19 protein-coding genes and 3 pseudogenes are annotated in these 25,113 nt (G+C 70.8%); 17 read left to right on the top strand and 5 right to left on the bottom strand.

Going from position 1 to position 25,113, the window contains the following annotated elements; all coding sequences use genetic code 11:
* Nucleotides 1-20: 20 nt before the first annotated feature.
* Both ACWDO5_RS18350 and ACWDO5_RS18345 read left to right on the top strand, forming a co-directional pair.
* A complete protein-coding gene (locus ACWDO5_RS18350) occupies nucleotides 21-1,820 on the top strand; it encodes a phosphatidylglycerol lysyltransferase domain-containing protein (RefSeq protein WP_450531357.1) in 1,800 nt (599 codons plus the stop codon).
* A pseudogene (locus ACWDO5_RS18345) lies at nucleotides 1,817-2,515 on the top strand (hypothetical protein); the annotation flags it as partial. The gene ACWDO5_RS18350 and the pseudogene ACWDO5_RS18345, both read left to right, overlap by 4 nt.
* Here ACWDO5_RS18345 and ACWDO5_RS18340 read toward each other — a convergent pair.
* A complete protein-coding gene (locus tag ACWDO5_RS18340) occupies nucleotides 2,467-3,222 on the bottom strand; it encodes a hypothetical protein (RefSeq protein ID WP_450531356.1) in 756 nt (251 codons plus the stop codon). The pseudogene ACWDO5_RS18345 and the gene ACWDO5_RS18340 overlap by 49 nt on opposite strands.
* Before the next feature lie 73 nt (nucleotides 3,223-3,295).
* Here ACWDO5_RS18340 and ACWDO5_RS18335 point away from each other — a divergent pair, with 73 nt between their 5' ends.
* The gene (locus ACWDO5_RS18335; protein WP_450531355.1) at nucleotides 3,296-4,072 is read left to right on the top strand and encodes an adenosylcobinamide-GDP ribazoletransferase; all 777 of its coding nucleotides are present in this window, start codon (nucleotides 3,296-3,298) and stop codon (nucleotides 4,070-4,072) included.
* A gap of 52 nt (nucleotides 4,073-4,124) precedes the next feature.
* On the opposite strand, the pseudogene ACWDO5_RS18330 reads toward ACWDO5_RS18335, so the two are convergent.
* Nucleotides 4,125-4,544: pseudogene (locus ACWDO5_RS18330) on the bottom strand (spherulation-specific family 4 protein); the annotation flags it as partial.
* Nucleotides 4,545-4,818: 274 nt separating this feature from the next.
* Between ACWDO5_RS18330 and ACWDO5_RS18325 the strand changes: the two are divergent.
* The 7 genes and pseudogenes from ACWDO5_RS18325 (at nucleotide 4,819) to ACWDO5_RS18295 (ending at nucleotide 15,585) form a co-directional block, all read left to right on the top strand.
* Nucleotides 4,819-6,384, top strand: a complete 1,566-nt coding sequence (locus ACWDO5_RS18325; protein WP_450531354.1) for a leucyl aminopeptidase — start codon at nucleotides 4,819-4,821, stop codon at nucleotides 6,382-6,384.
* A 294-nt stretch (nucleotides 6,385-6,678) separates the two neighbouring features.
* Nucleotides 6,679-8,067 (top strand): dihydrolipoyl dehydrogenase, encoded by a 1,389-nt coding sequence (gene lpdA, locus ACWDO5_RS18320; RefSeq protein ID WP_450531353.1) that lies wholly within the window; start codon nucleotides 6,679-6,681, stop codon nucleotides 8,065-8,067.
* A 53-nt stretch (nucleotides 8,068-8,120) separates the two neighbouring features.
* Entirely contained in the window at nucleotides 8,121-9,893 is a 1,773-nt protein-coding gene (gene sucB, locus ACWDO5_RS18315; protein WP_450531352.1) for a 2-oxoglutarate dehydrogenase, E2 component, dihydrolipoamide succinyltransferase, read from the top strand.
* 416 nt (nucleotides 9,894-10,309) lie between these two features.
* Nucleotides 10,310-10,933: a GntR family transcriptional regulator gene (locus tag ACWDO5_RS18310; RefSeq protein ID WP_450531351.1), complete on the top strand. Its 624-nt coding sequence runs from the start codon at nucleotides 10,310-10,312 to the stop codon at nucleotides 10,931-10,933.
* Between the two features lie 323 nt (nucleotides 10,934-11,256).
* Nucleotides 11,257-13,926 carry a pyruvate dehydrogenase (acetyl-transferring), homodimeric type gene (aceE, locus tag ACWDO5_RS18305; protein WP_450531350.1) on the top strand — a complete coding sequence of 890 codons (2,670 nt, stop codon included), beginning with the start codon at nucleotides 11,257-11,259 and terminating at the stop codon, nucleotides 13,924-13,926.
* 108 nt (nucleotides 13,927-14,034) lie between these two features.
* A pseudogene (locus tag ACWDO5_RS18300) lies at nucleotides 14,035-14,582 on the top strand (MerR family transcriptional regulator).
* Between the two features lie 37 nt (nucleotides 14,583-14,619).
* On the top strand, nucleotides 14,620-15,585 hold the full coding sequence (locus ACWDO5_RS18295) for a helix-turn-helix transcriptional regulator (protein ID WP_450531349.1): 966 nt from the start codon (nucleotides 14,620-14,622) through the stop codon (nucleotides 15,583-15,585).
* Nucleotides 15,586-15,608: 23 nt separating this feature from the next.
* On the opposite strand, the gene ACWDO5_RS18290 is transcribed toward ACWDO5_RS18295, so the two are convergent.
* Complete coding sequence (locus tag ACWDO5_RS18290; RefSeq protein WP_450531348.1) at nucleotides 15,609-16,538, bottom strand: SDR family oxidoreductase; 930 nt, start codon at nucleotides 16,536-16,538, stop codon at nucleotides 15,609-15,611.
* A gap of 111 nt (nucleotides 16,539-16,649) precedes the next feature.
* On the opposite strand from ACWDO5_RS18290, the gene ACWDO5_RS18285 reads away from it, so the two are divergent.
* Nucleotides 16,650-17,171 carry a DUF4240 domain-containing protein gene (locus ACWDO5_RS18285; RefSeq protein ID WP_450531377.1) on the top strand — a complete coding sequence of 174 codons (522 nt, stop codon included), beginning with the start codon at nucleotides 16,650-16,652 and terminating at the stop codon, nucleotides 17,169-17,171.
* 61 nt (nucleotides 17,172-17,232) lie between these two features.
* Here the strand turns inward: ACWDO5_RS18285 and ACWDO5_RS18280 are convergent, their stop codons facing one another.
* Nucleotides 17,233-17,733, bottom strand: coding sequence for an N-acetyltransferase family protein (locus ACWDO5_RS18280; protein ID WP_450531347.1), 501 nt, complete (start codon nucleotides 17,731-17,733; stop codon nucleotides 17,233-17,235).
* Between the two features lie 44 nt (nucleotides 17,734-17,777).
* On the opposite strand from ACWDO5_RS18280, the gene ACWDO5_RS18275 reads away from it, so the two are divergent.
* Together ACWDO5_RS18275 and ACWDO5_RS18270 are read left to right on the top strand one after the other, a co-directional pair.
* On the top strand, nucleotides 17,778-18,668 hold the full coding sequence (locus ACWDO5_RS18275) for a TIGR01777 family oxidoreductase (RefSeq protein WP_450531346.1): 891 nt from the start codon (nucleotides 17,778-17,780) through the stop codon (nucleotides 18,666-18,668).
* A 194-nt stretch (nucleotides 18,669-18,862) separates the two neighbouring features.
* Nucleotides 18,863-20,212 carry an FAD-dependent oxidoreductase gene (locus ACWDO5_RS18270; protein WP_450531345.1) on the top strand — a complete coding sequence of 450 codons (1,350 nt, stop codon included), beginning with the start codon at nucleotides 18,863-18,865 and terminating at the stop codon, nucleotides 20,210-20,212.
* Between the two features lie 118 nt (nucleotides 20,213-20,330).
* On the opposite strand, the gene ACWDO5_RS18265 is transcribed toward ACWDO5_RS18270, so the two are convergent.
* On the bottom strand, nucleotides 20,331-21,776 hold the full coding sequence (locus ACWDO5_RS18265) for a regulator (protein WP_450531344.1): 1,446 nt from the start codon (nucleotides 21,774-21,776) through the stop codon (nucleotides 20,331-20,333).
* 244 nt (nucleotides 21,777-22,020) lie between these two features.
* On the opposite strand from ACWDO5_RS18265, the gene lipB reads away from it, so the two are divergent.
* The 4 genes from lipB (at nucleotide 22,021) to ACWDO5_RS18245 (ending at nucleotide 25,092) form a co-directional block, all read left to right on the top strand.
* A complete protein-coding gene (gene lipB / locus ACWDO5_RS18260) occupies nucleotides 22,021-22,815 on the top strand; it encodes a lipoyl(octanoyl) transferase LipB (protein WP_450531343.1) in 795 nt (264 codons plus the stop codon).
* Between the two features lie 102 nt (nucleotides 22,816-22,917).
* Nucleotides 22,918-23,883 carry a lipoyl synthase gene (lipA, locus tag ACWDO5_RS18255; protein ID WP_450531342.1) on the top strand — a complete coding sequence of 322 codons (966 nt, stop codon included), beginning with the start codon at nucleotides 22,918-22,920 and terminating at the stop codon, nucleotides 23,881-23,883.
* Between the two features lie 272 nt (nucleotides 23,884-24,155).
* Entirely contained in the window at nucleotides 24,156-24,365 is a 210-nt protein-coding gene (locus ACWDO5_RS18250) for an SCO2195 family GlnR-regulated protein (protein WP_307666000.1), read from the top strand.
* Between the two features lie 19 nt (nucleotides 24,366-24,384).
* Nucleotides 24,385-25,092, top strand: a complete 708-nt coding sequence (locus ACWDO5_RS18245; RefSeq protein ID WP_450531341.1) for a DUF4191 domain-containing protein — start codon at nucleotides 24,385-24,387, stop codon at nucleotides 25,090-25,092.
* Nucleotides 25,093-25,113: the final 21 nt, after the last annotated feature.

Raw genomic sequence — 25,113 nt, 5'->3', positions numbered from 1 at the left:
GCCCCATATCATCGCGTTTCATGGGAGAAGTCCGTTTGTCCACCGAAGAGGCGAGCCCAAGTACGAGTCCAAGTACGGGTACGGGTACGGGCCGGAGCAGCGTCCGCTCACGGCGCAGCGCGGCAATCGCCGTCTGGTATCTGCGCGCCGTGGCATTCGTCAACCTCCTGAGCGCCGTCTGGGTATCGCTCGGCCAGGATCTTCGGCGGCACAACATCGATGACTACTTCACGCCGTATCTGCTCACGGCGGGCTTCGCGTCCGGGGCCCTCACCCTCTTCCTGGCGATCACCATGCGCCGCCGCAAGCGGGCCGCCTGGATCCTCAACTCCGTACTGGCCGGGCTCTTTCTGCTGCTCTTCGCCCTCGCGATGGCCGTCGACCCGGAGGTCCGTGAGCACGCGCAGAACTGGATCTCGCTCGTCCTGACGGCCGCCTTCGTGCTGGCCCTGCTGCTCGGGCAGCGGGAGTTCTACGCGAAGGGTGACCGCGCCAACCCCAAGCTGGCCGCGGCCGTCGCGGTCGGCGGGCTGCTCGTCACCTCGCTGCTCGCCGGGTTACTCGTCACCGTCACCAACACCTCGGCCGGCCATTCCACCTTCCTCGAGCGCTGGCGCTACGGCGTGATGCGGCTGGTGTCGCTGGCCGCCGACGACTCCCACTTCGCCGGGATCAGCACACCCGGCTGGGTCAACGTCTCCATCAACGTCCTCTCCACCCTGCTGCTCCTCGCCGTGCTGTACGCCGCATTCCGCTCCCGCCGGGCGGTCGACCCGCTCACCGAGGGCGACGAGGAGAGGCTGCGCGCGCTGCTCGCGCGCCACGGCGACCGGGACTCGCTCGGCTACTTCGCGCTGCGCCGCGAGAAGAGCGCCGTCTGGTCCCCGACCGGGAAGGCCGCCGTCGCCTACCGCGTGGTGGGCGGAGTCTCGCTCGCGTCGGGCGACCCGATCGGCGACCCGGAGGCCTGGCCCGGTGCGATCGCCCCCTGGCTGGCCGAGGCCCGTGAACACGGCTGGATCCCAGCAGTGATGGGGGCGAGTGAGGAGGCGGGCACCATCTACGCGCGGCACGGCCTGGACGCCCTGGAGCTGGGCGACGAGGCGATCGTCGAGACCGACGAGTTCACGCTTGAGGGCCGCGCGATGCGGACCGTGCGCCAGGCCTACAACCGGGTCAAGCGCGCCGGGTACGAGGTGCGGATCCGCCGCCACGAGGAGATCCCGCCCGCGGAGATGGACGTACTGCTCGGGCGCGCCGACGACTGGCGCGACGGAGCCACCGAGCGCGGCTTCTCGATGGCCCTGGGGCGGCTCGGAGATCCGGCTGACGGCCGCTGCGTGATGCTCGAATGCACGGACGGCGAGGGCGAGTTGCGGGCGGTGCTGAGCTTTGTGCCGTGGGGGCCCGAGGGACTCTCGCTCGATCTGATGCGGCGTGACCGGGACTCCGAGAACGGCCTGATGGAGTTCATGGTCATCGAACTCCTGCAGCGCGCCCAGGAGATCGGGATCACGCAGGTTTCATTGAACTTCGCGATGTTCAGGTCGGTCTTCGAACGTGGCTCGAAACTCGGCGCAGGCCCGGTGCTGAGGCTGTGGCGCTCGCTCCTCAGCTTCTTCTCCCGCTGGTGGCAGATCGAGTCCCTCTACCGCGCGAACGCCAAGTACCGGCCCATCTGGGAGCCACGTTTCATGCTCTTCGAGAAGAGCGCCGACCTGCTGCGCATCGGCCTCGCTGCGGGCCGCGCCGAGGGCTTCCTGGAGGCGCCCGGGCTGCCCAAGTGGATGCACCGCAGACATCTGGAGACCAGGCGTTGAACACGGTGAGCGCCTTCGCGCGCCGCGAGTGGGGGCCGCTGTACGCGACCCTGCGGGAGGCGCTCGTCACCAAGAAGTGGCGGGCCGTTTTGATGACGCTCGGGGCGGTCTGTCTCACGGCGCTCTTCCAGCTGGTGCAGACCCGGTCATGGGGCTTCGGCCCGGTCCACGACATCGGCTTCATCGAGGCCGAGGACCCGCTCTGGGTGGCCCTCCTGCGCACCCCGCTGTCGCTGTTCGTACCGGGGCTGGATCTGCCGGTGTGGGGTGCGCTGGCGCAGGTGCTGCTGGTGTTCGGGATCGCGGAGATCTGTCTGGGCCGGTGGCGGACGCTGGTGATCGCATACGTGTCGACGGTGGCCGGGACGACGTACGCACGGATCGGCATCGCGCTCGGCCCCGACGGCTTCTTCGGGCTGCCCGCCTCCGACGCTCAGGTCGTCGACACCGGCCCGTCGGCGGCGGTCGTCGGCCTCGCGGTCTTCGTCTGCCGGCATTTCAGGGCATGGCTCACGGCGGGGCTGGTGATCGTGTCGATGGTCGTCGAGGTCCTGGTCAAGAACAACCTCGCGGGCAAGGAGCATCTGGCGGCGATCGCGGCGGTGCTCGTGGTGTGCGCGCTCGCGGCGCTGCGGCAGCTCATGCGTCAGCGTTTGCGCGCCGGCAGCCGGTCGGGGGCGCCGCCGATCAGGTCCTGGAACTTGCGCCTTGGCCGGTCCCAGCGGCGGTCGTGGCGGAAGGAGCGCAGCCGGGCCCTGGCGCGGGCCTTGGGCCTCTTGCGGTAGAAGCGGCGGGCCCAGGGAGAGCCCGGCCGGGCCAGCCGTACCGCCCCGAAGATCGCCACGAACGGCAGCAGAATGCTGATGAGGGCCATCCGTGGCTTGCCTTTGAAGAGCACGACGAGCACAAGAAGGAAGTTGATCGCCAGTGTCGCGATCAGCGAGGCGCGGTTCTGGCGTTCGTCGGGGGTCATTTGGTTGACGCCGAGCGGTGCGAAGCCGCTGAGGACCAGCATCGCCAGGGCCGCGGCGAGCACCACGACCTCCACGCTCTGACGGCCCTGCTCGGTCCAGTAGACGTCGTTGAGATGGAGGATGAGCGCGAACTCGTCGAGTACGAGGCCCGCGCCGATCCCGAAGATGACCGCGCAGGCCGCCGCGGAGGGGCCGTGCCGGGCGCTGCCGACCGCCCCGAAGCCGCCGATCACGGTCAGGATGACGCCGGGGACCACATGGTGGATGTGCATGCCGCCGGGCGTGACGTTCTTGAACGGCCCTCTGCCCGCCCTGATCAGCCGGGTGACCGTACGGGTCGCCAGGAAGGTGAGGATGAAGGAGGCCAGCGCGAGCAGCATCGGGAGTTTCCCCGGCTCGACGATGTTGCGGTAAAACCAGTGACCCATCCCATGCCACCCGCTCCCGATTCGCACGATATGCGCAATTTACCGTCACTCCGGCCGAGCTACCCTTCGCGCGATGATTCCTCTGGACGGCATACGTTTCGCTTTCGGCACCCTGACCGCGCTCCCGGTCCGCGTCACGCGCTGGGACCGTGCCGCGGCGCGCGCCGGAATGCTGTGCGCGCCACTGGCCGGGCTGGTCGTCGGCCTGTTCGCCGCGGGCGCCGGCGGGCTGCTGACGCTGCTGGGCTCCGGCCCGCTGCTCGCCGCGGCGGCCACGGTCGCCGTGCCGGCCGCGCTCACCCGGGGCCTCCATCTGGACGGCCTCGCCGACACGGCCGACGGCCTGGGCAGCGGAAAACCCGCCGAGGACGCGCTGCGCATCATGAAGCAGTCGGACATCGGGCCTTTCGGGGTCATCACACTGCTGTTCGTGCTCCTCGCCCAGGTGGCGGCGGTGGCCGAGCTGTACGGCGAGGGCTGGACGTACGGCGCGGTGGGCGCCGCGGTCTCGGGCGTAACCGCGCGCCTCGCCCTCACCCTCGCCTCACGTAAGGGCATCCCGGCGGCCCGCCCCGAAGGCCTCGGCGCGGCGGTCGCACAGGTCGTTCCCGTACGCACCGGGCTCGCCGTCGCGGCCCTGGTCACCGCGGTCTGCGCGACGGCGGGCGCACAGTTCGGCGGATACGGGGCGGTGCACCACGCGCTGGCGGTCCTGGCGGGCCTCGGCGCGGCCCAGCTGCCGCTGCGCCACTGCGTACGCCGCTTCGGCGGCGTGACGGGCGATGTGTTCGGCGCGCTGGCGGAGACGGCGGCGACGGTCTGCCTCGTCGCGCTGGTGCTCGGCATCTAGCACCGGCTGCGCCAGACCCCCAGCTCGTACTTCTTCAGCATCGAGCACGCGTAGCGAGTTCGGCGAAGGCCGGGTCGGGGTGGACGCCGTGGTTGAGGACGAGGGTGTCCGCGCCTGCCGCGCGGGCGGCCACGGCGAGGCGCCGGTAGTGGGGCAGCGCGTCGGGCCCGGCGGACGCCTGGTCGAGGAAGGCCCCGTCCGCGCCGTACCAGTCGCGGTGGCGTAACAGGTCCCGTAGGACCGCGTCGTGCGGGCGGCGGGCGTAGTCGGTGTCGGTGTAACCGAGGACGCGGACCCCGGCCGTGCGTAACCGGTCGCCGACGGCCGCGAACGCCGGGTCGGAGGCGGTGCCGGGGCCGCCGGCGGGGTTGAGCACGACGCCGTAGAGCAGGGGCGCCGCGGAGATGACGGCGTTCCACGCCTCGGGGCGTTCGGCGGGATGCTCGTAGTAGGGCACCAGCAACGTCTTCATGGAGCGCTTCCTCATATGCGGTGTGCGGTATATGCGGTGTGCGGTCGCACGGCACAGCAGAGCACAGACGATCCCGCCCGGCAGCCCTGCCCAGCAACACGCCGCCGCTGCCGCCGCGGCGAGGCCGACGAGCCGCGGGCCGGCGCCACGGACGAGTGAACTGCCGCCGCCGTGAGCGATACATGTGACCGCGCGTAGGCTCTTGTCCGGCGTGGGGTGTTGATCCACCCCCTTCTACGGCCCCGGAACTCAACGGAAGCGAGATTTCACCACCGTGACTGCTCTCACTCTCAGCACTGCCGGCGCGGCGACGCTGCGCGCCGACGCCCTCGTGGTCGGCGTCGCGAAGGGCGCCAAGGGCCCGGTCGTCGCGCCCGGCGCCGAGGCCGTGGACAAGGCGTTCGACGGAAAGCTCGCCTCGGTTCTGGACACCCTCGGCGCCACCGGTGCCGAGGGCGAGGTGACCAAGCTCCCCGCCCCCTCCGGGCTCAAGGCCCCGGTCGTCCTCGCGGTCGGCCTCGGCGCGGTGCCGGAGAAGGACGAGGCGTACGACGCCGAGACGCTGAGGCGTGCCGCGGGCGTCGCGGCCCGTGCGCTGAACGGCTCGAAGAAGGCCGCGTTCGCTCTGCCGGTCGAGGCGGCCGAGGACGCGGAGGCCATCGCCGAGGGAGCGCTCCTCGGTGCGTACGCCTTCACTGCCTACCAGGGCAGCGACAAGGACGCGAAGGACTCCAAGAACGGTGGGGGCACCCAGGCCTCAGGCTCTGCGGGAGGCGCGAAGCAGCCGCTCGGCGAGGTCGCCCTGCTCGGCGCCAAGCCGCGCGACAAGGCGCACAAGGCCGCGGCCGAGCGCGCGGTCGCGCTGACCGAGGAGATCAACCGCGCCCGCGACCTGATCAACACCCCGCCGAACGACCTCTTCCCCGAGTCCTTCGCCGCCATCGCCACCGCCGCCGGCAAGGAGCACGGCATCAAGGTGCAGGTGCTCGACGAGAAGGGCCTCGTCAAGGGCGGTTTCGGCGGCATCCTCGGCGTCGGCCAGGGCTCGGCCAACGGCCCGCGCCTGGTGAAGCTCGCCTACACCCACCCCAAGGCGGAGAAGACGCTGGCCCTGGTCGGCAAGGGCATCACCTACGACTCGGGCGGCATCTCGCTCAAGCCGGCCGGTCACAACGAGACGATGAAGTGCGACATGAGCGGCGCCGCCGCGGTGTTCGCCGCCGTCGTCACGGCGGCCCGCCTCGGCCTGCGGGTGAACGTCACCGGCTGGCTGGCGCTCGCCGAGAACATGCCGTCCGGCAGCGCCACCCGCCCCGGCGACGTCCTGCGCATGTACAGCGGCAAGACGGTCGAGGTGCTCAACACCGACGCCGAGGGCCGTCTGGTACTGGCCGACGCGCTGTGGAAGGCCTCCGAGGAGAAGCCGGACGCCATCGTGGACGTCGCGACGCTGACCGGCGCGATGGTGCTCGCTCTCGGCAACCGCACCTTCGGCATCATGTCCAACGACGACGCCTTCCGTACCTCCATCCACGAGATCGCCGAGGAGGTCGGCGAGCAGTCCTGGCCGATGCCGCTCCCCGCCGAGTTGCGCAAGGGCATGGACTCCCCGACCGCCGACATCGCCAACATGGGTGAGCGGATGGGTGGCGGCCTGGTGGCCGGTCTGTTCCTGAAGGAGTTCGTGGGCGAGGGCATCACCTGGGCGCACCTGGACATCGCGGGTCCGGCCTTCCACGAGGGCGCGCCGTTCGGTTACACCCCCAAGGGCGGCACCGGCTCCGCGGTCCGCACCCTGGTCAAGCTCGCCGAGCGCACCGCCGCCGGCGACCTGGGCTGAGGCTGGGGGCTGAGGCTTTTCTCTCGTACGGCCCCGGGCATACGTCCGGGGCCGTACGTGTTGTTAGGTTCCCCTTCAACGGAATCCGTACGTTCGTACGGGCCAGTAACCCCTCGGGACGGTCGATCAGCCGTCCCAGACCCCGGCCCCGCGTCCCGCCTCCCGTCAACAAGTGCGAAGATGGGTTCTCGGCAGGACAGGGCCCCCACCACAGGGCCGACGAAACAGCGGCCGAACACCAGCCGCCGCCCGGTCGAGGACCGGCGACCGGCGCACATGCATGGAGGACGTGACGTGGCGAACGACGCCAGCACCGTTTTCGACCTAGTGATCCTCGGCGGTGGTAGCGGCGGTTACGCTGCGGCGCTGCGTGGAGCTCAGCTGGGCCTGGACGTCGCCCTGATCGAGAAGGGCAAGGTCGGCGGCACCTGCCTGCACAACGGATGTATCCCCACGAAGGCTCTGCTGCACGCCGGCGAGATCGCCGACCAGGCTCGTGAGGCCGACCAGTTCGGTGTCAAGGCCACCTTCGAGGGCATCGACATCGAGGCCGTCCACAAGTACAAGGACGAGGTGATCTCGGGCCTGTACAAGGGTCTCCAGGGTCTGATCGCCTCCCGCAAGGTCACCTACATCGAGGGTGAGGGCCGGCTGTCCTCCCCCACCTCCGTCGACGTCAACGGCCAGCGCGTTCAGGGCCGTCATGTCCTCCTCGCCACCGGCTCCGTACCGAAGTCGCTGCCGGGCCTGGAGATCGACGGAAACCGCATCATCTCCTCGGACCACGCGCTGAAGCTGGACCGCGTCCCGCAGTCCGCGATCGTGCTGGGCGGCGGCGTCATCGGCGTCGAGTTCGCCTCGGCGTGGAAGTCCTTCGGCTCCGACGTCACCGTCATCGAGGGCCTGAAGCACCTGGTTCCGGTCGAGGACGAGAACAGCTCGAAGCTTCTTGAGCGCGCGTTCCGCAAGCGCGGCATCAAGTTCAACGTGGGCACCTTCTTCGAGAAGGCCGAGTACACCGCCGAAGGTGTGCGGGTCACCCTCGCGGACGGCAAGGCCTTCGAGGCCGAGGTGCTGCTGGTCGCCGTCGGCCGCGGCCCCGTCTCCGCCGGTCTCGGCTACGAGGAGCAGGGCGTCGCGATGGACCGCGGCTATGTCCTGGTCGACGAGTACATGCGGACGAACGTGCCCACCATCTCGGCGGTCGGTGACCTCGTCCCCACGCTCCAGCTCGCGCACGTCGGCTTCGCCGAGGGCATGCTGGTGGCGGAGCGGCTGGCCGGTCTGAAGACCGTTCCGATCGACTACGACGGCGTGCCCCGGGTGACGTACTGCCACCCCGAGGTCGCCTCCGTGGGCATCACCGAGGCCAAGGCCAAGGAGATCTACGGCGCGGACAAGGTCGTGGCCCTGAAGTACAACCTCGCGGGCAATGGCAAGAGCAGGATCCTGAAGACCGCGGGCGAGATCAAGCTCGTCCAGGTCAAGGACGGTGCCGTAGTCGGCGTCCACATGGTCGGTGACCGTATGGGCGAGCAGGTCGGCGAGGCTCAGCTGATCTACAACTGGGAGGCTCTGCCGGCCGAGGTCGCGCAGCTCATCCACGCGCACCCGACGCAGAATGAGGCGCTCGGCGAGGCCCACCTGGCACTCGCGGGCAAGCCCCTGCACTCCCACGACTGAGCCCCTCGGGCGCGACGACCACTTCCGCACATTCGTTAGGAGCAACTGAAACCATGTCGGTTTCCGTAACCCTTCCGGCGCTCGGCGAGAGCGTCACCGAGGGCACTGTCACCCGCTGGCTGAAGGCCGAGGGCGAGCGAGTCGAGGCTGACGAGCCGCTGCTCGAGGTGTCGACCGACAAGGTCGACACCGAGATCCCGGCCCCGGCTGCGGGCATCCTCGCGTCCATCAAGGTCGCCGAGGACGAGACCGTCGAGGTCGGCGCCGAGCTGGCGATCATCGACGACGGCACCGGTGGCGCGGCTGCGGCACCGGCACCCGCCGCCGCCCAGGCCCCGGCCCCCGCGGCTCCGGCCCCGGCCGCGGAGGCGCCCGCAGCCCCGGCCGCGGAGCCCGCTCCGGCGGCTGCCCCCGCGGGCGGCGCCACCGGCACGGACGTAACCCTCCCCGCCCTCGGCGAGAGCGTCACCGAGGGCACCGTCACCCGCTGGCTCAAGCAGGTCGGCGAGAGTGTCGAGGCCGACGAGCCGCTGCTCGAGGTCTCCACGGACAAGGTCGACACCGAGATCCCGGCCCCGGCTTCCGGTGTGCTGCTGGAGATCGTGGTCGGCGAGGACGAGACCGCCGAGGTCGGCGCCAAGCTGGCCGTGATCGGTGCCCCTGGTGCCGCTCCGGCTCCGGCTCCGGCTCCCGCGCCTGCCGCTCCGGCCCCCGCCGCCGCTGCTCCGGCTCCGGCTGCCCCTGCGGCTCCCGCTCCGGCCCCGGCCGCGCCGGCGGCTCCGGCTCAGGTCGCTGCTCCGGCTCCGGCAGCTCCGGCGCCCGTCACCCCGGCTCCGGCTGCTCCAGCCGCCCCCGCGGCAAGTGACGCCAGTGACGCGTACGTGACCCCCCTGGTCCGTAAGCTCGCCGCCGAGAACGGCGTGGACCTGTCCACGGTCAAGGGCACCGGCGTCGGTGGCCGTATCCGCAAGCAGGACGTCATCGCCGCCGCAGAGGCCGCCAAGGCCGCCGCCGCTCCGGCACCGGTCGCCGCCGCCCCGGCCGCCGCCGCCCCGGCCGCCGCTTCGAAGGCCCCGGGCGGTGTTTCCATCGAGCCGTCCCCGCTTCGCGGTCAGACCGTCAAGATGACCCGGATGCGCAAGGTCATCGGCGACAACATGATGAGGGCCCTGCACGGCCAGGCTCAGCTGACCTCGGTCGTCGAGGTCGACATCACCAAGCTGATGAAGCTGCGCGCCAAGGCCAAGGACGCCTTCGCCGCCCGTGAGGGCGTCAAGCTGTCCCCGATGCCCTTCTTCGTCAAGGCCGCGGCCCAGGCGCTGAAGGCCCACCCGGTCATCAACGCCCGGATCAACGAGGACGAGGGCACCATCACGTACTTCGACTCGGAGAACGTCGGCATCGCCGTGGACTCCGAGAAGGGTCTGATGACGCCGGTCATCAAGGGTGCGGGCGACCTGAACCTCGCCGGCATCGCCAAGAAGACCGCGGAGCTCGCGGGCGCCGTGCGCTCCAGCAAGATCACCCCGGACGACCTGGCGGGCGCGACCTTCACCATCAGCAACACCGGTTCGCGTGGTGCGCTGTTCGACACGATCATCGTGCCGCCGAACCAGGCCGCCATCCTGGGCATCGGCGCCACCGTCAAGCGCCCGGTGGTCATCAACCACCCGGATCTCGGTGAGACCATCGCCATCCGCGACATGACGTACGTCGCGCTCTCCTACGACCACCGTCTGGTGGACGGTGCCGACGCCGCCCGCTACCTGACGACGGTCAAGGCGATCCTGGAGGCCGGCGAGTTCGAGGTCGAGCTCGGCCTGTAAGGCTCCAGCACTGTGGGTGTGCCCCCGTCCGGTCCGCCGGACGGGGGCACATTCATGTGCGCGCCCCGCCGTAGGAACTCGTTCTGACGCGCCCGCCCGTCAGTGAACAGGTCGGCGGCCAGCCGCAGTTGATCCCGCGCCGTGACGGCCCGACCGGGACCGCCGCGGCCGCTCCCCGCACACCAGCGCGGTTTCCCGTACCGGACGGGGGCGGCGGTGGACGGCGGAGCCACGGTGGGCGTGGCGCAGTTGTGGCCGGAAGGCTTCCCGAAGCCGCCCGGGCAGTGAGGGGTTCAGGGCAGCTGCACGGGTATGCAGGACTGGGTCGATCAGTGCGTGGAGCTACTGCGCAGTACTGCCGCCGCCGAGCGGCGGCAATAATGACAGGGTCCGCGCTGTCCTCCCCAGGAGCCCTCATGACCCCGCCCGTCATCCACTCGCTGCGCGAACAGATCCGCGAGCACATCGTGGAGGGGATCGTCAGCGGCCGCTGGAAGCCCGGCGAGCGGATCGTCGAGCGGCGGATCGCGACAGAACTGCAGGTGTCCCAGACGCCCGTGCGCGAGGCGCTGCGGGAGCTGGAGAGTCTGCGGCTGATCGAGTCGGCGCCCAACAAGGGTGTACGCGTACGGAATCTCACGGCCGCCGACCTGGAGGAGAGTTACCCCGTGCGGGCCGGCCTCGAGCAGATCGCGGCCGAACTGGCGGCCGGGCGGCTGGCGGAGGACTGTTCCGCGCTGGAGCCTCATGTGGCCGCGCTGTACGCGGCGGACAGGGCGGGCGACTCGGCCGCGCAGGTGCGGCACACGGTCGGATTCCACCGCGAACTGGTGCGGGCAGCGGGGAACGGCGTGCTGCTGCACACGTGGGAGGGGCTGGGGATCGAGGTGTTCACGGCGCTGTCGATCCGGTGGCTGGGGACGGTGCAGAAGTCGTACGCGGAGGAGCACGAGGAACTCGTCGAGGCGTTCCGCCGCCGCGACCAGGAGATCGGCGCGCTGGTGAAGGCGCACGTGTTGGGCTGCGCGCCGCGGGCGTGACGCCGGTGGCCGCGTTCTGGTCCTCTCTCCCCCAGACTTCGTCCGCGGCCCCAACAGGCGTGAATTGGCGTCGGCGGGTTCGGAGCCCGCACACCGGGTCACCGGACCTTGCCCGGTGACCGGCACACCGCCGTGCCCGGAATCCACCCATTCTCGCGGCACTGAGTGCCCCATTTCGCGGCACTGCATGCCAATTTTGCTTCAATCTTTGATCGATCATCGATCAGAGACTTACAGTCGACCTGGGGTCCACCGACCCCTCGCCCTGTCCTGCCAGACAAGGCCCCCTTTTCTCCCCCCCTCCTGTCCGGAAGGCGGCGATCATGTCCGACCCCGTAGGCAAGCTTCCGAGCGAGCTCGACCAGCTCCCGGACCGCGACGCCGAGGAAACCGCCGAGTGGGCGGCGTCCCTCGACGCCGTCACCCAGCACGCCGGCCCGCACCGCGCCGCGTACCTTATGCGCCGCACGCTTCAGCACGCCGAGTCCGCAGGGGTCCCCGTGCCCCGGCTGCTGGAGACGGACTACGTCAACACCATCCCCACCGCCGCCGAGCCCGCCTTCGACGGCGACGAGGCGATGGAAGCCCGCATCACCGCGTGGAACCGCTGGAACGCGGCCGCGATGGTCACCCGCGGCTCCCGCTCCGGCGTCGGCGGCCATATCGCCACCTTCGCCTCCGCCGCCTGGCTCTACGAGACCGGCTTCAACCACTTCTTCCGCGGCAAGGAGGGCGACGGCAGCGGCGACCAGCTCTACATCCAGGGCCACGCGTCCCCCGGCATCTACGCCCGCGCCTTCCTCGACGGACGCCTCACCGAGGCGCACCTCGACAACTTCCGGCAGGAGGCCGGCGGCAACGGCCTGCCGTCCTACCCGCACCCGCGGCGCCTGCCCTGGCTGTGGGAGTTCCCCACCGTCTCCATGGGCCTCGGCCCGCTCTCCGCGATCTACCAGGCACGCTTCAACCGCTACCTGGAGAACCGGAAGATCAAGGACACGTCGAACTCGCACGTCTGGGCCTTCCTCGGCGACGGCGAGATGGACGAGCCCGAGTCGACCGCCGCCCTCGCCCTCGCGGCCCGTGAGCGGCTCGACAACCTGACCTTCGTCATCAACTGCAATCTGCAGCGCCTCGACGGCCCGGTCCGCGCCAACTTCAAGATCGTGCAGGAGCTGGAGGCTCAGTTCCGCGGCGCCGGCTGGAATGTCATCAAGTCGCTCTGGGGCTCCGCCTGGGACGAGCTGTTCGCCCTCGACACCGCGGGCGCGCTGGTGCGCCGCCTGCGCGAGGTGCCGGACGCTCAGTTCCAGACGTACGCGAGCCGGGACGTGGCGTACATCCGTGAGCACTTCTTCGGCGCCGAGCCCGCGCTCGTCGAGCTGTCGAAGCTGATCAGCGACGCGAAGATCGCCGAGTGCTTCTTCACCTCCCGCGGCGGCCACGAGGCCCGCAAGGTGTACGCCGCGTACAAGGCGGCCGTCGAGCACAAGGGCGCGCCGACCGTGATCCTCGCGCAGACGGTGAAGGGCTACACCCTCGGCAAGGGCTTCGAGTCGAAGAACGCCAACCACCAGATGAAGAAGCTGACGATCGACGAGTTCAAGGGCATGCGCGACCTGCTCGGACTCCCGATCGCGGACAGCGCCTTCGCCGACGGCCTGGTGCCCTACGGCCACCCCGGCCCCGACTCCCCCGAGATCCGCTACCTCACCGAGCGCCGCGCCGCCCTCGGCGGCCCCGCCCCCGCCCGCCGGGTGCACGCGGTGGCGCTGCCCGAGCCGGACGAGCGCGGCTTCAAGGCGCTCGAAAAGGGCTCCGGCAAGCAGGAGATGGCCACCACCATGGCCTTCGTACGCCTGATGAAGGACCTGATGCGGGACAAGGAGACCGGCAAACGCTGGGTCCCGATCGTCCCGGACGAGGCCCGCACCTTCGGTATGGAGTCGCTCTTCCCGTCGGCCGGCATCTACTCCCCGCTGGGCCAGACGTACGAGCCGGTCGACCGCGACCAGTTGATGTACTACAAGGAGGCCAAGGACGGCCAGATCCTCAACGAGGGGATCACCGAAGCCGGGGCCATGGCGGACTTCATCGCCGCGTCGACGTCGTACGCGACGCACGGCGAGCCGATGATCCCGTTCTACATCTTCTACTCGATGTTCGGCTGGCAGCGCACGGCCGACCAGATGTGGCAGCTGGCCGACCAGCTCGGCAGGGGCTTCATCGTCGGCGCGACGGCCGGCCGTACGACGCTGACGGGCGAGGGTCTGCAGCACGCGGACGGCCACTCGCACCTGATCGCGTCCACGAACCCGGCATCGCTCAACTACGACCCGGCCTTCGCGTACGAGATCGCCGTCATCGTCAAGGACGGTCTGCGCCGGATGTACGGCCCGGATGCGGAGAACGTCTTCTACTACCTCACCGTCTACAACGAGCCGAAGCCGCAGCCCGCGATGCCGGAAGGCGTCGAGGAAGGCATCGTGCGCGGCCTGTACCGCTTCAAGGAGGGCGTGGCCGCCTCCGCGGACGCGCCGCGGCTCCAGCTCCTCGCCTCCGGCACGGCGATCCACTGGGCCCTGGAGGCGCAGGAACTGCTCAGCGCCGACTGGGGAGTTGCGGCCGACGTATGGTCCGCGACGTCCTGGGGCGAGCTGCGACGCGATGCGCTGGAGGCCGAAGAGGCTCTGCTCCGCGGCGAGCAGCGCACGCCGTACGTCACCCAGGCGCTGGAAGGCGCGCCGGGCCCGGTTCTGGCGGTGTCCGACTGGATGCGCCAGGTCCCGGACCAGATCAGCCAGTGGGTCGAGCAGGACTACTCCTCGCTCGGCACGGACGGCTTCGGTCTCTCCGACACGCGTGAGGCGGCCCGTCGCCACTTCGGCGTCGACGCCCAGTCGATCACGGTCGCGGCGCTGGCCCAGCTGGCCCGGCGCGGCGAGGTCCCGGCCTCGGCCGTGAAGGAGGCGCGCGAGCGCTACGGCCTGTAGAAGGTCCTGAAGTAACCCCCGGCGGCCCGACGGCCGCCGGGGGTTTCGTCATTGTCCTCGGCGATGCTTGCCCCTGACACCGTGTGAAGCCGTGCACTGGGAGACGTCATGTTCACCATCGGAGACTTCGCCAGGCACGGCCGTGTGTCGGCCCGCATGCTGCGTCACTACGACGCGATCGGGCTGCTGCGTCCCGCCCACACCGACCTGTACAGCGGGTACCGCGGGTCGCCGAACTGACTGCCGTGGCCGCCAGTTACGCGCCCGAGCACATCGGCCCGGTCATCAGCCCGTTGTACGAGGAGCTGTTCCGGCGGCTGAAGGCCACCGGGGTGACCCCGACGGGGCCCGGAATCGCGTACTACGAGGACGCGCCGGAGGGCGACGGCGCGATCCTGGTGCACGCGGGGTGCACGGTCGCTGCCGGCCAGGCGCCCGGCCCGGACTTCGAGATCGCCGATCTGCCGGACGTCGAGCGGGCGGCGACGATCGTGCACCACGGGCCGATGGACACGATCGTGCCCACGGCCCAGAACCTGGCCCACTGGATCGACGCGGGCGGCCACAGCTCGGCGGGCTATGCGCGGGAGATCTACCTCGAGTGCCCGCCGGACAAGGAGAAGTGGGTGACCGAACTCCAGGAGCCGCTCGCCTGACCTCCGTCGTCACCCTGGCCTCCGCCATCATGGGGACATGCGCGCTGCCCGGCTGATCAAGATGGTGCTGCTCCTCCAGGCAAGGCCCTCCATGACCGGGGCCGAGCTGGCACGCGAGCTCGACGTGTCGGAGCGGACCATAACCCGGGACGCCCTCGCACTGTCCGAGGCGGGCGTCCCGATCTACGCCGACCGGGGACGGGCCGGCGGCTACCGGCTCGTCGGCGGCTACCGGACCCGGCTGACCGGGCTCGGGCGCAGTGAGGCCGAGGCCCTCTTCCTGTCCGGGCTCCCGGGCGCCCTGCGGGAGATGGGCCTCGAGGACGCGGCGTCCGCGGCACGCCTGAAGGTGTCCGCGGCGCTGCTGCCCTCGCTCAGGGACGCCTCCCACAGCGCGGCCCAGCGCTTCCATCTCGACGCACCCGGCTGGTACCAGGAGCCGCGGACGCCCGAGCTGCTCCCGGCCGTCGCGGAGGCAGTGTGGGACGACCGCCGTATCAGGGCCCACTACCGGCGCCAGGACACCGAGGTCGAGCGGGAGTTGGAGCCGTACGGACTCGTACTCAAGGCGGGCGTCTGGTATTTGTGCGCCCGCGCGGATGCGACGTTCCGGGTGTACCGGATCGACCGGTTCACGGCGGTGGACCTGGACGGGGAACTCTTCCTACGGGACGAGGAGTTCGACCTGCCCGGCTTCTGGGAGGAGCGCGCGGCCCAGTTCGCGCGCTCCATACTCCGCGCCGAAGTGGTGGTCCGGGTCAACGAAGAGGGCGCGCGCCGACTGCCGTACGTCACGGACCGGGCGGCGGCCCGCGAGGCGCTGGCGGCGGCCGAACCCCCGGACGGGCAGGGCCGGGTGACTCTCACCCTGCCCGTCGAATCCCACGAGGTCGCGTTCAGCCAGCTCTTCGGCCTGGGCCCCCATGTGGAGCTGCTGGCGCCGCCGGATCTGCGCGCCCGTTTCGCCGAGGCCGCGGAGCGGGCGGCGCGGCTGTATCGGTAATGGCCCTACCGCTGGATACGGCCCTACCGGTAGTCGGCCATGGACGGGTCCGCGCCCGCCGCCTCCTCCAGGATGTACGTCCAGACGTCCGGCCTGCTGCCGTCCGCGTCCGTGACGCCGTACACCTTCGCCAGCTGCCCGCTGGAGAGCGACTGCCCGTTCCAGCGGGCCCGCTCCGGGTCCGCGGCGAGCGCCGCGACGCCCCGGCCGACATAGACCGGCGACTCGGACAGCGCCCAGTGCGCCTGCTTGTCGATCGCCTCACGCCAGGTCTCCTCGGTGACGCCGAAGATGTCGAGCATCTCCTCGGAGCGCAGAAAACCCGGGGTGACGGACACCGCCGTGCCGCCGACGCTCTTCAGCTCTTCGCCGAGGATGAAAGCCATCCGGATCGGGCCGTTCTTCGCGAGGTCGTAGTAGAAGTTCTCGCGGAAGCCTTTGTTGGTCTCGGCCGTGCCGTCGGTGACCTCGACGACCAGTCCGCCGGGCTGCCGTACGAGCAGGGGCAGCACGATGCTGCTGGTGATGATGTGGCTCTTCACTCCGAGGTCGATCATCCGCAGCCCGCGGCTCAGCTCGACGTCCCACATCCTCGTGTCGAAGTCGAGCAGGTGGTTGCCGCCCCAGATGTCGTTGACCAGGATGTCGAGCCGGCCGTGATCGCGGTCGATCCGCTCGACGACCGCCCGTACCTGCTCGGGCTCCAGATGGTCGGCCGGTACGGCGATGCCTTCGCCGCCCGCCGCCGTGACCAGCTCCGCGGTCTCTTCGATGGTCTCCGTCGCCCGGCCGACCTCGCTGACGTGCTCGCGTGTGGTCCGTCCCGTCACATACACCCGCGCTCCGGCCGCGCCCAGCTGTACGGCGATGGCGCGGCCCGCGCCCCTGGTGGCTCCCGCGACCAGTGCGACTTTCCCTGTCAGTGGTGTGTCCGTCGGTGTGTCCGTCGTCATACGCCGACGGTCGCACGGATACCGGACATCTCCTGTCCGCCATTCGAAAGAGTCAGCTTTTCGGCGGCTCCGCGTGCGCCGCCCCCCGCCAACCACGATGCTTGTCCCGTGATGGACGAGACGGAGTTCTGGGAGATCATCGACACCACCCGCGAGGCCGCCGAGGGCGACCCCGAGGACCATGCCGAACTGCTGGTCGAGCGGCTGCTGCAGCTCGACCCCGACTCCGTGCTGGACTTCGCGCGGCATTTCGAAGCCCGTTACAACCGCGCGTACACCTGGGATCTGTGGGGCGCGGCCGCCGTGCTGCTCGGCGGCGCGAGCGACGACGCCTTCGACTACTTCCGCTGCTGGCTGATCGGGCAGGGCCGGGAGGTCTTCGAGGGCGCGCTGCACGACCCGGACGCGCTGGCCGAGCTGCTCGACGAGTTCGACGAGGACATCGACGGGGACGGCGAGGAGCTCGGGTACGCGGCGGACGAGGCCTACGAGCAGCTCACCGGGGTCGTCGCGCCGGCTCTCGGGATCGCGCCCCAGGCGGCCGAGCCGGCCGGGACGCCGTTCGACTTCGACGACGACGAGGCGCTGGCGCAACGTTTCCCCCGGCTCTGGGAACGCTTCGGCAACCTGTGAGAACTCCCGCCCGGTTCAACGCCGTTGGCGTCCGGCGGGGAGCTGTTGGTCACGACGTTGCTCACCCGGTGAGGCTACGGCCCATCATCACGTCGTCGACGTACTGCCCGTCCAGGTAGAACTCCCCCGGCAGCACGCCCTCGACCGCGAAGCCCTCCGACTCGTACAGCGCACGGGCCGGTCTGTTGTGGCCGAGCACCCGCAGCGTGATGCGCACCGCGCCCTGCCGCCGCGCCTCGGCGAACGCCGCTCGCAACAGCGCCCGCCCGGTACCCCGCCCGCGCGCCCGGTCGGCCACGGCGAGGCCCTGGATCTGCCGCACATGCTGGTTGCAGGCGAGCGGGGTGGGCGGGATCAGCCGGATGTAGCCGATGACCGTGCCGTCGGCGTCCTCGGCGACGAGGAAGTCCTCGGGCAGGCGGTGGCGTAAGTCGAAGAACCTGTCGTACGGCGGCGTCGGCCTCGGCTGTACCGCGTGCAGCGACGACCAGGTGTCCCGGTCGAGCTCGCCGAGGGCTTCCTCGTCGGTGCGCAGTGCGGGGCGTATGTGCGACTCGGACATGAAGGTCACTGTGCCATGCGGCCGTACGGGGGCAGGATGTGCCCATGAGGATCGCGGTCACCGGCTCCACCGGACTCATCGGTACGGCACTTGTGCGCTCGCTGCGCTCGGACGGGCACGAGGTGGTGCGCCTGGTGCGCCGCCCCGCGCGGACCGGGGACGAGGTGGAGTGGGACCCGCACCGGCAGTACGTCGACGTGGGCGGCCTGGTCGGCTGTGAGGGCGTCGTGCATCTCGCCGGGGCGGGCGTCGGCGCCCGCCGCTGGAACGACGCGTACCGCAAGGAGATCCGGGACAGCCGGGTGCTGGGCACGGCCGCGATCGCGGAGGCGGTCGCCTCCCTGGACGTACCGCCCCGGGTGCTGATCAGCGGGAGTGCGGTCGGCTTCTACGGCGACACCGGGGACCGTGCGGTGGACGAGAGCGCGCCGCCCGGCGACGGCTTTCTGCCAAAGATGGTCGTGGAGTGGGAGGAGGCGGCGGCCCCGGCCGAGGAGGCGGGCATCCGGACCGCCTTCGCCCGCACGGGGCTTGTGGTGGCACGCAAGGGCGGGGCGTGGGGCCGGATGTTCCCGATCTTCAAGGCGGGCATCGGCGGGCAGCTCGGCAACGGCCGGCAGTACTGGAGCTACATCTCGCTGCACGACGAAGTGGCGGCGCTGCGGCACATCCTGGACACGGAGTCGCTGTCCGGTCCGGTGAATCTCACGGCCCCTCACCCGGTCACCAACCGCGAGGTCACCGAGGCGATGGGCCGGGCGCTGCGGCGTCCCGCGTTCTTCGCGGTCCCCGCGCCGGTGCTGCGCGTCGTCCTCGGCGACTTGGCCGGGGACGTCCTCAGCAGCCAGCGGGTGCTGCCGAACCGGCTGCTGGAGTCGGACTTCTCGTTCGCGTTCCCGGGCATCGACGAGGCGATCCGCGCGGCTCTGCGGTAGCCCGGTACCCGGGCCGCGGGGTCCGGGGGCGCAACCCCGGGAAAGATGTGTGCGCCCCCGCGCCCCGGTGCTCCACCGCATGCGCGACTTGCGGTTCGGCCACCGCTGCCTACTCTCGTCCGAACTCGGGCATTCCGGGGACCTGTTGGGGGCATGAGCCTCCCACCAGCCGCGCCGACCCCGGGGAGGGGCACGTGCTCAGCAGCACCGCTCACCATGCGGACGTCGTCATCGTCGGGGCCGGGATCGCCGGTCTCTCGGCGGCTCATCAACTCATCAGCGCAGGCATCACGGTCAGTGTTCTGGAGGCCGCCCCTGAGGTGGGCGGCCGGATGGCCACCGAGGAGATCGACGGATTCCGGCTCGACCGCATCGGCCAGTTGCTCAACACCTCGTACCCCGAACTGCGCCGCACCAAGGGGCTCGCGGACGTCGTCCTGCGGCCCTTCTCGCCCGGTGTGCTCGTGCACAGCGGGGGCCGGCTCCAGCGGACCGGAGATGTGGTCAGGCGGCCCGGTGAACCAGGGAGCGCACGGTGGGGGTCCCCCCACGCCCTCCGGGGCGTAGGGGGAGCATTCACCGTCGCGCGCGCCCTCGCAAGCGCCCCCAGGCCGCTCGACCAGGCCCGGCTCGGCGCGTCCCTCGCTCGTCTCGCTGGCACCCCGGTGGAGCGCCTGCTGGCCCGCCCCGAGCGGCCCACGGCGGACTCGCTCTGCGCCCGCGGCGTGCCGGCCCGAACGGTCCACGGCTTCCTGCGCCCGCTGCTGTCCTCATTGCTCTGCGACCCCGCGCTGACCACCTCGAGCCGGTGCGCCGATCTCGCCCTGCGCGGCTTCGCACGCGGCCGGATGTGCATACCGGAGGGCGGCGCGGCGGCTCTGCCCCGGCAGCTGGCGGCCGCCCTGCCGCCCGGCACCGTACACACGGGGATACGGGTCACCGACGCCTCCATCAGCCGCGTCATGACCGAGGAGTACGGCGAACTCGGCTGCCGTGCCCTGGTGCTGGCCACCGGCGCCCGCGCGGCGGCCGAGCTGCTGCCGGGCCTGCGCGTGCCGGCGTTCCACCCGGTCACGGTGGTGCACCACACCGCGCCCGAGACCCCGCTCGCCGACCCGGCCCTGGTACTGGACGCGGACCGCAGCGGGCCCGTCTCGCACACCACCGTGATGAGCGAGGTCGACCCCTCGCGCGCGCCGTCCGACCGCGTGCTCATCTCGTCGACGGTGCTCGGGACTCCCCCGCCGCAGCTGGACCGGGCCGTCCGCGACCATCTCGGCACGCTGTACGGCACGTCCACCGCCGACTGGGAGCTGCTCGCGGTCCACCACGCCCCGGAGGCGGTGCCGGCGATGCCCCCGCCGCACGATCCGCGCCGCCCGGTGCGGCTGCTGTCCGGGCTGTACGTCTGCGGGGATCATCGCGATACGAGTACGGTCCAGGGCGCGCTGTTCTCCGGCCGCAGGGCGGCGAACGCGATCCTGCGGGACTTCGGCGTCCAGCCGGGCTACGAGGAGGCGGTCCCGCTCTCGGCGGTGGCGTAGGCCCGGGCGGTCCGGCAGCCGGCTTGTCCTCAAATCTCCCCAGCCTCCGTCCGGCGATCGAGGACTGGGGGTCCCCCCACGCCCACAGGGTAGGGGGTTCCGGGGCGGAGCCCCGGGTTCAGCCCAGCGCTGCCACCCGGTCGCGATAGTTCCGTGCCGCCGCCGCGTCCCGGTACGGCTCCAGCCGCCGCTCGAATTCCCGTACGTACTCCGTCGCCCGCGCCGACCGCAACTCCGACGCCTGCAACGCCGCCTCCGCCCCCAGCGCGCACGCCTGGTCCAGCTCCCCCAGGCCGAGCCGGGCGGAGGCCAGCACCACCCGGCAGAAGACCCGGCTGCGCGCGAACGCCGGGGCGCGCAGCTGGAGCGAGCGCTCCGCGTGCTGCGCCGCCGACCGGTACTGCTGCAGATCCCGGTGGCAGTGCCCGAACTCGTCCGCCAGTTGCGCCTCGTCGAAGAACCGCGCCCAGTGCGGCACATCGTCCCCGGGCCGCGCCGTCTCCAGCGCCCGTTCGGCCCGCACCAGCGCGGCGGTGCACGCCCGCGCATCGCTGAGCACGCCGTGCCCGCGCGCCTCGACGGCGTGCAGCAGCGCCTGCACCAGGGGCGGCGCCGACGAGCCCACACCCTGCTGAGCCACACGCGTCAGCTGTACCGCCTCCCGCCCATGCCCGAGATAGACCGCCTGGCGGCTCATGGTCACCAGCACATAGGAGCCGTAGGCACGGTCTCCGGCGGCCTGCGCGAGCCGCAGCGCCTGGACGAAGTAGCGCTGGGCGAGGCCGTGGGCGGCGATGTCGTACGACGTCCAGCCGGCCAGCCGGGTCAGATCGGCGGCCGCGGCGAACAGCCGCCGCCCGGTGACCTCCCCATAGGTGCCGCGCAGCATCGGCTCGGCCTCGTGCTCGAGGTAGCGGACCAGCGCCTGCCGGGCGTGCCCGCCGCCGTAGGCGTGATCGAGGGTGCGGAACAGCTCGGCGACCGAGCGCAGGGCCGCGATGTCGCCGCTGGAAACCCTCTGACCGGGCCCCCGGTCGGTGGAGCGCCGCCCGGGGACGGAGACCCGGCCCTGCAGGGGAACGCGGGTGGTCCCGTTCTGCCCGGTCTCCCCCCGGCTGACCCGCTCGTCGGCCCGCCCGATCAGCCAGTCCCTGCTCGGCACGACAAGCCCGGCCGGAGTGAACGCGATCTTCCGCAGCTCCGCGTGGCTGCCGGAGTCCTTGCGCCACAGCACGCTGACGATGTCCACGGCCTCCTCGGGCGTGGCCGCGAACTCCAGACCGGCGTAGACGGGCGCACAGGCGTCGAGCCCCAGATCCTGCGCCGACAGCCGTCGGCCGAGCCGCCGGGTGAACACTTCGGCGATCAAAGCGGGGGTGGTGCCGCGGGGCTGCTGACCGCGCAGCCAGCGGGTCACGGAGGTTTTGTCGTATCGCAGATCCAGCCCATGCTCGAGTCCGAGCTGGTCCACTCGGCGGGCAAGACCTGCGTTGGAGAATCCGGCTTCTGCGATCAGCGCGCCGAGCTGTCGGTTCGGGACGCGCTGTGGAGGTCGTTCCGTCATCAGCTGTGCGGTCTCCTGCCTTCCGGGCCGCGAGCAGCCCTCATGGAACGGCGTGAATTTAGCGACCCTTCGCGCCCGCACCGCCAGCTTCGCCCCATATTCATCCGATCGTGTGAGGATTGGGGAAGTCGCTGACGGGAAGCACCTGCCCCGTCGGCCCCCTGCGAGCCGCCGTACAGTGGGCTGGGCGTGATGAGTGCAGGGTGAACGTTGTGCAGGGTGAGGGTTCTAGGGAGGCTCAGCCGTGAGTGAGCTGCGGTTCGTCCAGCTGGGGTTCGGCGACGAAGCGGTCGAGTACCAGGAGGCGTGGCAGAAGCAGCGCGACGTCCACGCCGCCCGGTTCGCCGACGAGATCGAGGACACCTGCCTGCTCCTGGAGCACCCGCCCGTCTATACGGCGGGCCGGCGCACACAGGAGAGCGAGCGCCCTCTGGACGGAACCCCCGTCGTCGACGTCGACCGCGGCGGCAAGATCACCTGGCACGGCCCGGGCCAGCTGGTGGGCTACCCGATCGTGAAGCTGCCGCGCCCGGTGGACGTCGTCGCGCATGTGCGCCGGCTCGAGGACGCGCTGATCCGCACCTGCGCGGAGTTCGGCCTGGAGACCAGCCGTATCGAGGGCCGCAGCGGTGTGTGGGTGCTGGGCGACCCGATCGAGGCCCGCCCGGCGATCGGCGGTCTCTCGCTGGACTTCGACCCGCGCCTGCAGGACGACGAGTTCGACCCGCGGCTGAACGGCCCGGAGTACGCCCCCTCCAACGCCGGCCAGCGCCGCGAGGACCGCAAGCTCGCGGCGATCGGCATCCGTATCGCCAAGGGCGTCTCGATGCACGGCTTCGCGCTCAATGTGAACCCGGACAACACCTGGTTCGACCGGATCGTGCCGTGCGGGATCCGGGACGCGGGGGTGACGTCGCTGGCGAACGAGGTGGGCCGCGAGATCACGATCGCCGATGTGCTTCCGGTCGCCGAGAAGCACCTGCGGGCCGTCCTGGAGAACGCGGACCTGCGACCGAGGCCCATCGAGACCTCCGTCTAGGGAATGCGCCCCTGTGGCCTGGGGTTGACCAGACGCAGGGCCAAACAAATAACGGGCGTACCCTGGTGTCCGCCGAAGAAACGAAGTCGTAGGGAGCCGGACGTGTCCGCAGTCGCACCCGACGGACGCAAGATGCTGCGCCTGGAGGTCCGGAACAGCCAGACGCCCATCGAGCGCAAGCCCGAGTGGATCAAGACCCGGGCGAAGATGGGGCCCGAGTACACGCAGATGCAGAAACTCGTGAAGAGCGAGGGTCTGCACACCGTGTGCCAGGAGGCCGGCTGTCCGAACATCTACGAATGCTGGGAGGACCGCGAGGCGACCTTCCTCATCGGCGGCGACCAGTGCACCCGGCGATGTGACTTCTGCCAGATCGACACCGGCAAGCCCGCCGCCCTCGACCTCGACGAGCCCCGCCGCATCGGCGAGTCTGTGGTCACCATGGACCTGAACTACGCCACCATCACCGGCGTCGCGCGCGACGACCTGGAGGACGGCGGCGCCTGGCTGTATGCCGAGACGGTGCGCCGGATCCACTCGATGACGTCGGAGCGCGAGGCGGGCCGCACCAAGGTCGAGCTCCTCATCCCCGACTTCAACGCGGTGCCGGAACAGCTGGCCGAGGTCTTCTCGTCCCGCCCGGAGGTGCTCGCGCACAACGTCGAGACCGTGCCGCGGATCTTCAAGCGGATCCGCCCCGGTTTCCGTTACGGGCGCTCCCTCGAGGTCATCACCCGCGCCCGCGAGGCGGGCCTGGTCACCAAGTCGAACCTCATCCTGGGCATGGGCGAAGAGCGCGAGGAGGTCAGCGAGGCGCTGCAGCACCTGCACGACGCGGGCTGCGAGCTGATCACAATCACCCAGTATCTGCGTCCTTCCGTACGCCACCACCCGGTCGAGCGCTGGGTGAAGCCGCACGAGTTCGTGGAGCTGAAGGAGGAGGCCGAGGAGATCGGCTTCTCCGGTGTCATGTCGGGTCCGCTCGTCCGTTCGTCGTATCGCGCGGGCCGGCTTTACCAGCAGGCGATCGAGCGCCGGGGCGCCGTGGTCGCCTCGCAGGCCGTGTGAACTCGGGCACAGACAACTACTGGACAGTAACGGCGAGTTGGACGCGGCTCGTACCCTCCCCGCAGGTCGGGGGCGGCGTACGGGCCGCGTCAGTGTTTGGGCGCGGACCGTATAGGTTTCATCGGTGTTTGACCGCTCGGTCATGCCCTGGTAACACCAATCAGTGACACTGGGTTTACGGACAGCACACACCGCTCGCTCTGTGCACGCGCTTTCCGTGCTGCCCCGCACCGCTCCCGCTTTTCGTCTCTCGCCCCGAGGGGGGACAACACATGCAGGCCGCGCCGGTTCGTCCCGTACGCGCTACCGCCATCCCGTCCGTCACCGATGCCCTGCGCGCCATGGAGTCGCTGCTCCTGGGCAGCGGCCAGCGCACCGCCCGCAGGAACGCATGGACGGCGGTCCTCGAAGATCGACGCCGGGCCAAGGACCGGGTCGAGGCGCAGCATGTACTGGAGGCCGTGGCCGACCGCACTTCCTAGGCCACGTAAACTTCTGCTTATGGCGAGGAAGGCAAACTCAGACAGCGCTGACGCTGCTGCGAACCCCGGGCGACTGAAGCAGGTCGCCCTGACGTACAAGATGACCCGAAAGGCCGACTCGAAGGTCGGTCTTGTTGTCGCGGCTGTGGGAATCGTCACCTTCGGTGTCCTCCTCGCGATCGGTTTCTTGATCGACCACCCCATTTATCTGGGCATCCTCGGATTCCTGCTGGCCTTCCTCGCGATGGCGATCGTCTTCGGACGCCGCGCCGAGCGGGCGGCCTTCGGGCAGATGGAGGGCCAGCCGGGCGCGGCGGCCGCGGTGCTGGAGAACGTTGGCCGCGGCTGGAGCACGACCCCCGCAGTGGCGATGAACCGCAGCCAGGACGTGGTGCACCGGGCGGTCGGCAAGGCCGGCATCGTGCTGGTCGCGGAGGGCAACCCGAACCGGCTGAAGTCGCTGCTGGCGGCCGAGAAGAAGAAGATGGCGCGCATCGTGGTGGACGTGCCGGTGCACGACATCATCGTGGGCACCGGCGAGGGCCAGGTGCCGCTGAAGAAGGTGCGCACGACGATGCTGAAGCTGCCGCGGGTGCTCACCGGGCCGCAGGTCACGGCGGCGAACGACCGCTTGCGGGCGATGGGCGACCTGATGAGCAATATGCCGCTGCCGAAGGGGCCGATGCCGAAGGGGATGCGGATGCCGCGGGGCGGAAAGATGCGCTGACGACGTACGAGACATGGAGGC

The organism is Streptomyces sp. NPDC000880 (assembly GCF_053599675.1).
The sequence above is the reverse complement of the archived record's forward strand: the minus strand, read 5'-3'. Positions and strand labels throughout refer to the sequence as shown.

What these genes read in the sequence shown, in the direction of transcription:
- ACWDO5_RS18350 (WP_450531357.1), top strand. Translation starts at nt 21, where the DNA reads ATGGGAGAAGTCCGTTTGTCCACCGAAGAGGCGAGCCCAAGTACGAGT.
- ACWDO5_RS18340 (WP_450531356.1), bottom strand. Translation starts at nt 3,222, where the DNA reads ATGGGTCACTGGTTTTACCGCAACATCGTCGAGCCGGGGAAACTCCCG.
- ACWDO5_RS18335 (WP_450531355.1), top strand. Translation starts at nt 3,296, where the DNA reads ATGATTCCTCTGGACGGCATACGTTTCGCTTTCGGCACCCTGACCGCG.
- sucB (WP_450531352.1), top strand. Translation starts at nt 8,121, where the DNA reads ATGTCGGTTTCCGTAACCCTTCCGGCGCTCGGCGAGAGCGTCACCGAG.
- ACWDO5_RS18310 (WP_450531351.1), top strand. Translation starts at nt 10,310, where the DNA reads ATGACCCCGCCCGTCATCCACTCGCTGCGCGAACAGATCCGCGAGCAC.
- aceE (WP_450531350.1), top strand. Translation starts at nt 11,257, where the DNA reads ATGTCCGACCCCGTAGGCAAGCTTCCGAGCGAGCTCGACCAGCTCCCG.
- ACWDO5_RS18295 (WP_450531349.1), top strand. Translation starts at nt 14,620, where the DNA reads ATGCGCGCTGCCCGGCTGATCAAGATGGTGCTGCTCCTCCAGGCAAGG.
- ACWDO5_RS18290 (WP_450531348.1), bottom strand. Translation starts at nt 16,538, where the DNA reads ATGACGACGGACACACCGACGGACACACCACTGACAGGGAAAGTCGCA.
- ACWDO5_RS18285 (WP_450531377.1), top strand. Translation starts at nt 16,650, where the DNA reads ATGGACGAGACGGAGTTCTGGGAGATCATCGACACCACCCGCGAGGCC.
- ACWDO5_RS18280 (WP_450531347.1), bottom strand. Translation starts at nt 17,733, where the DNA reads ATGTCCGAGTCGCACATACGCCCCGCACTGCGCACCGACGAGGAAGCC.
- ACWDO5_RS18275 (WP_450531346.1), top strand. Translation starts at nt 17,778, where the DNA reads ATGAGGATCGCGGTCACCGGCTCCACCGGACTCATCGGTACGGCACTT.
- ACWDO5_RS18265 (WP_450531344.1), bottom strand. Translation starts at nt 21,776, where the DNA reads ATGACGGAACGACCTCCACAGCGCGTCCCGAACCGACAGCTCGGCGCG.
- ACWDO5_RS18250 (WP_307666000.1), top strand. Translation starts at nt 24,156, where the DNA reads ATGCAGGCCGCGCCGGTTCGTCCCGTACGCGCTACCGCCATCCCGTCC.
- ACWDO5_RS18245 (WP_450531341.1), top strand. Translation starts at nt 24,385, where the DNA reads ATGGCGAGGAAGGCAAACTCAGACAGCGCTGACGCTGCTGCGAACCCC.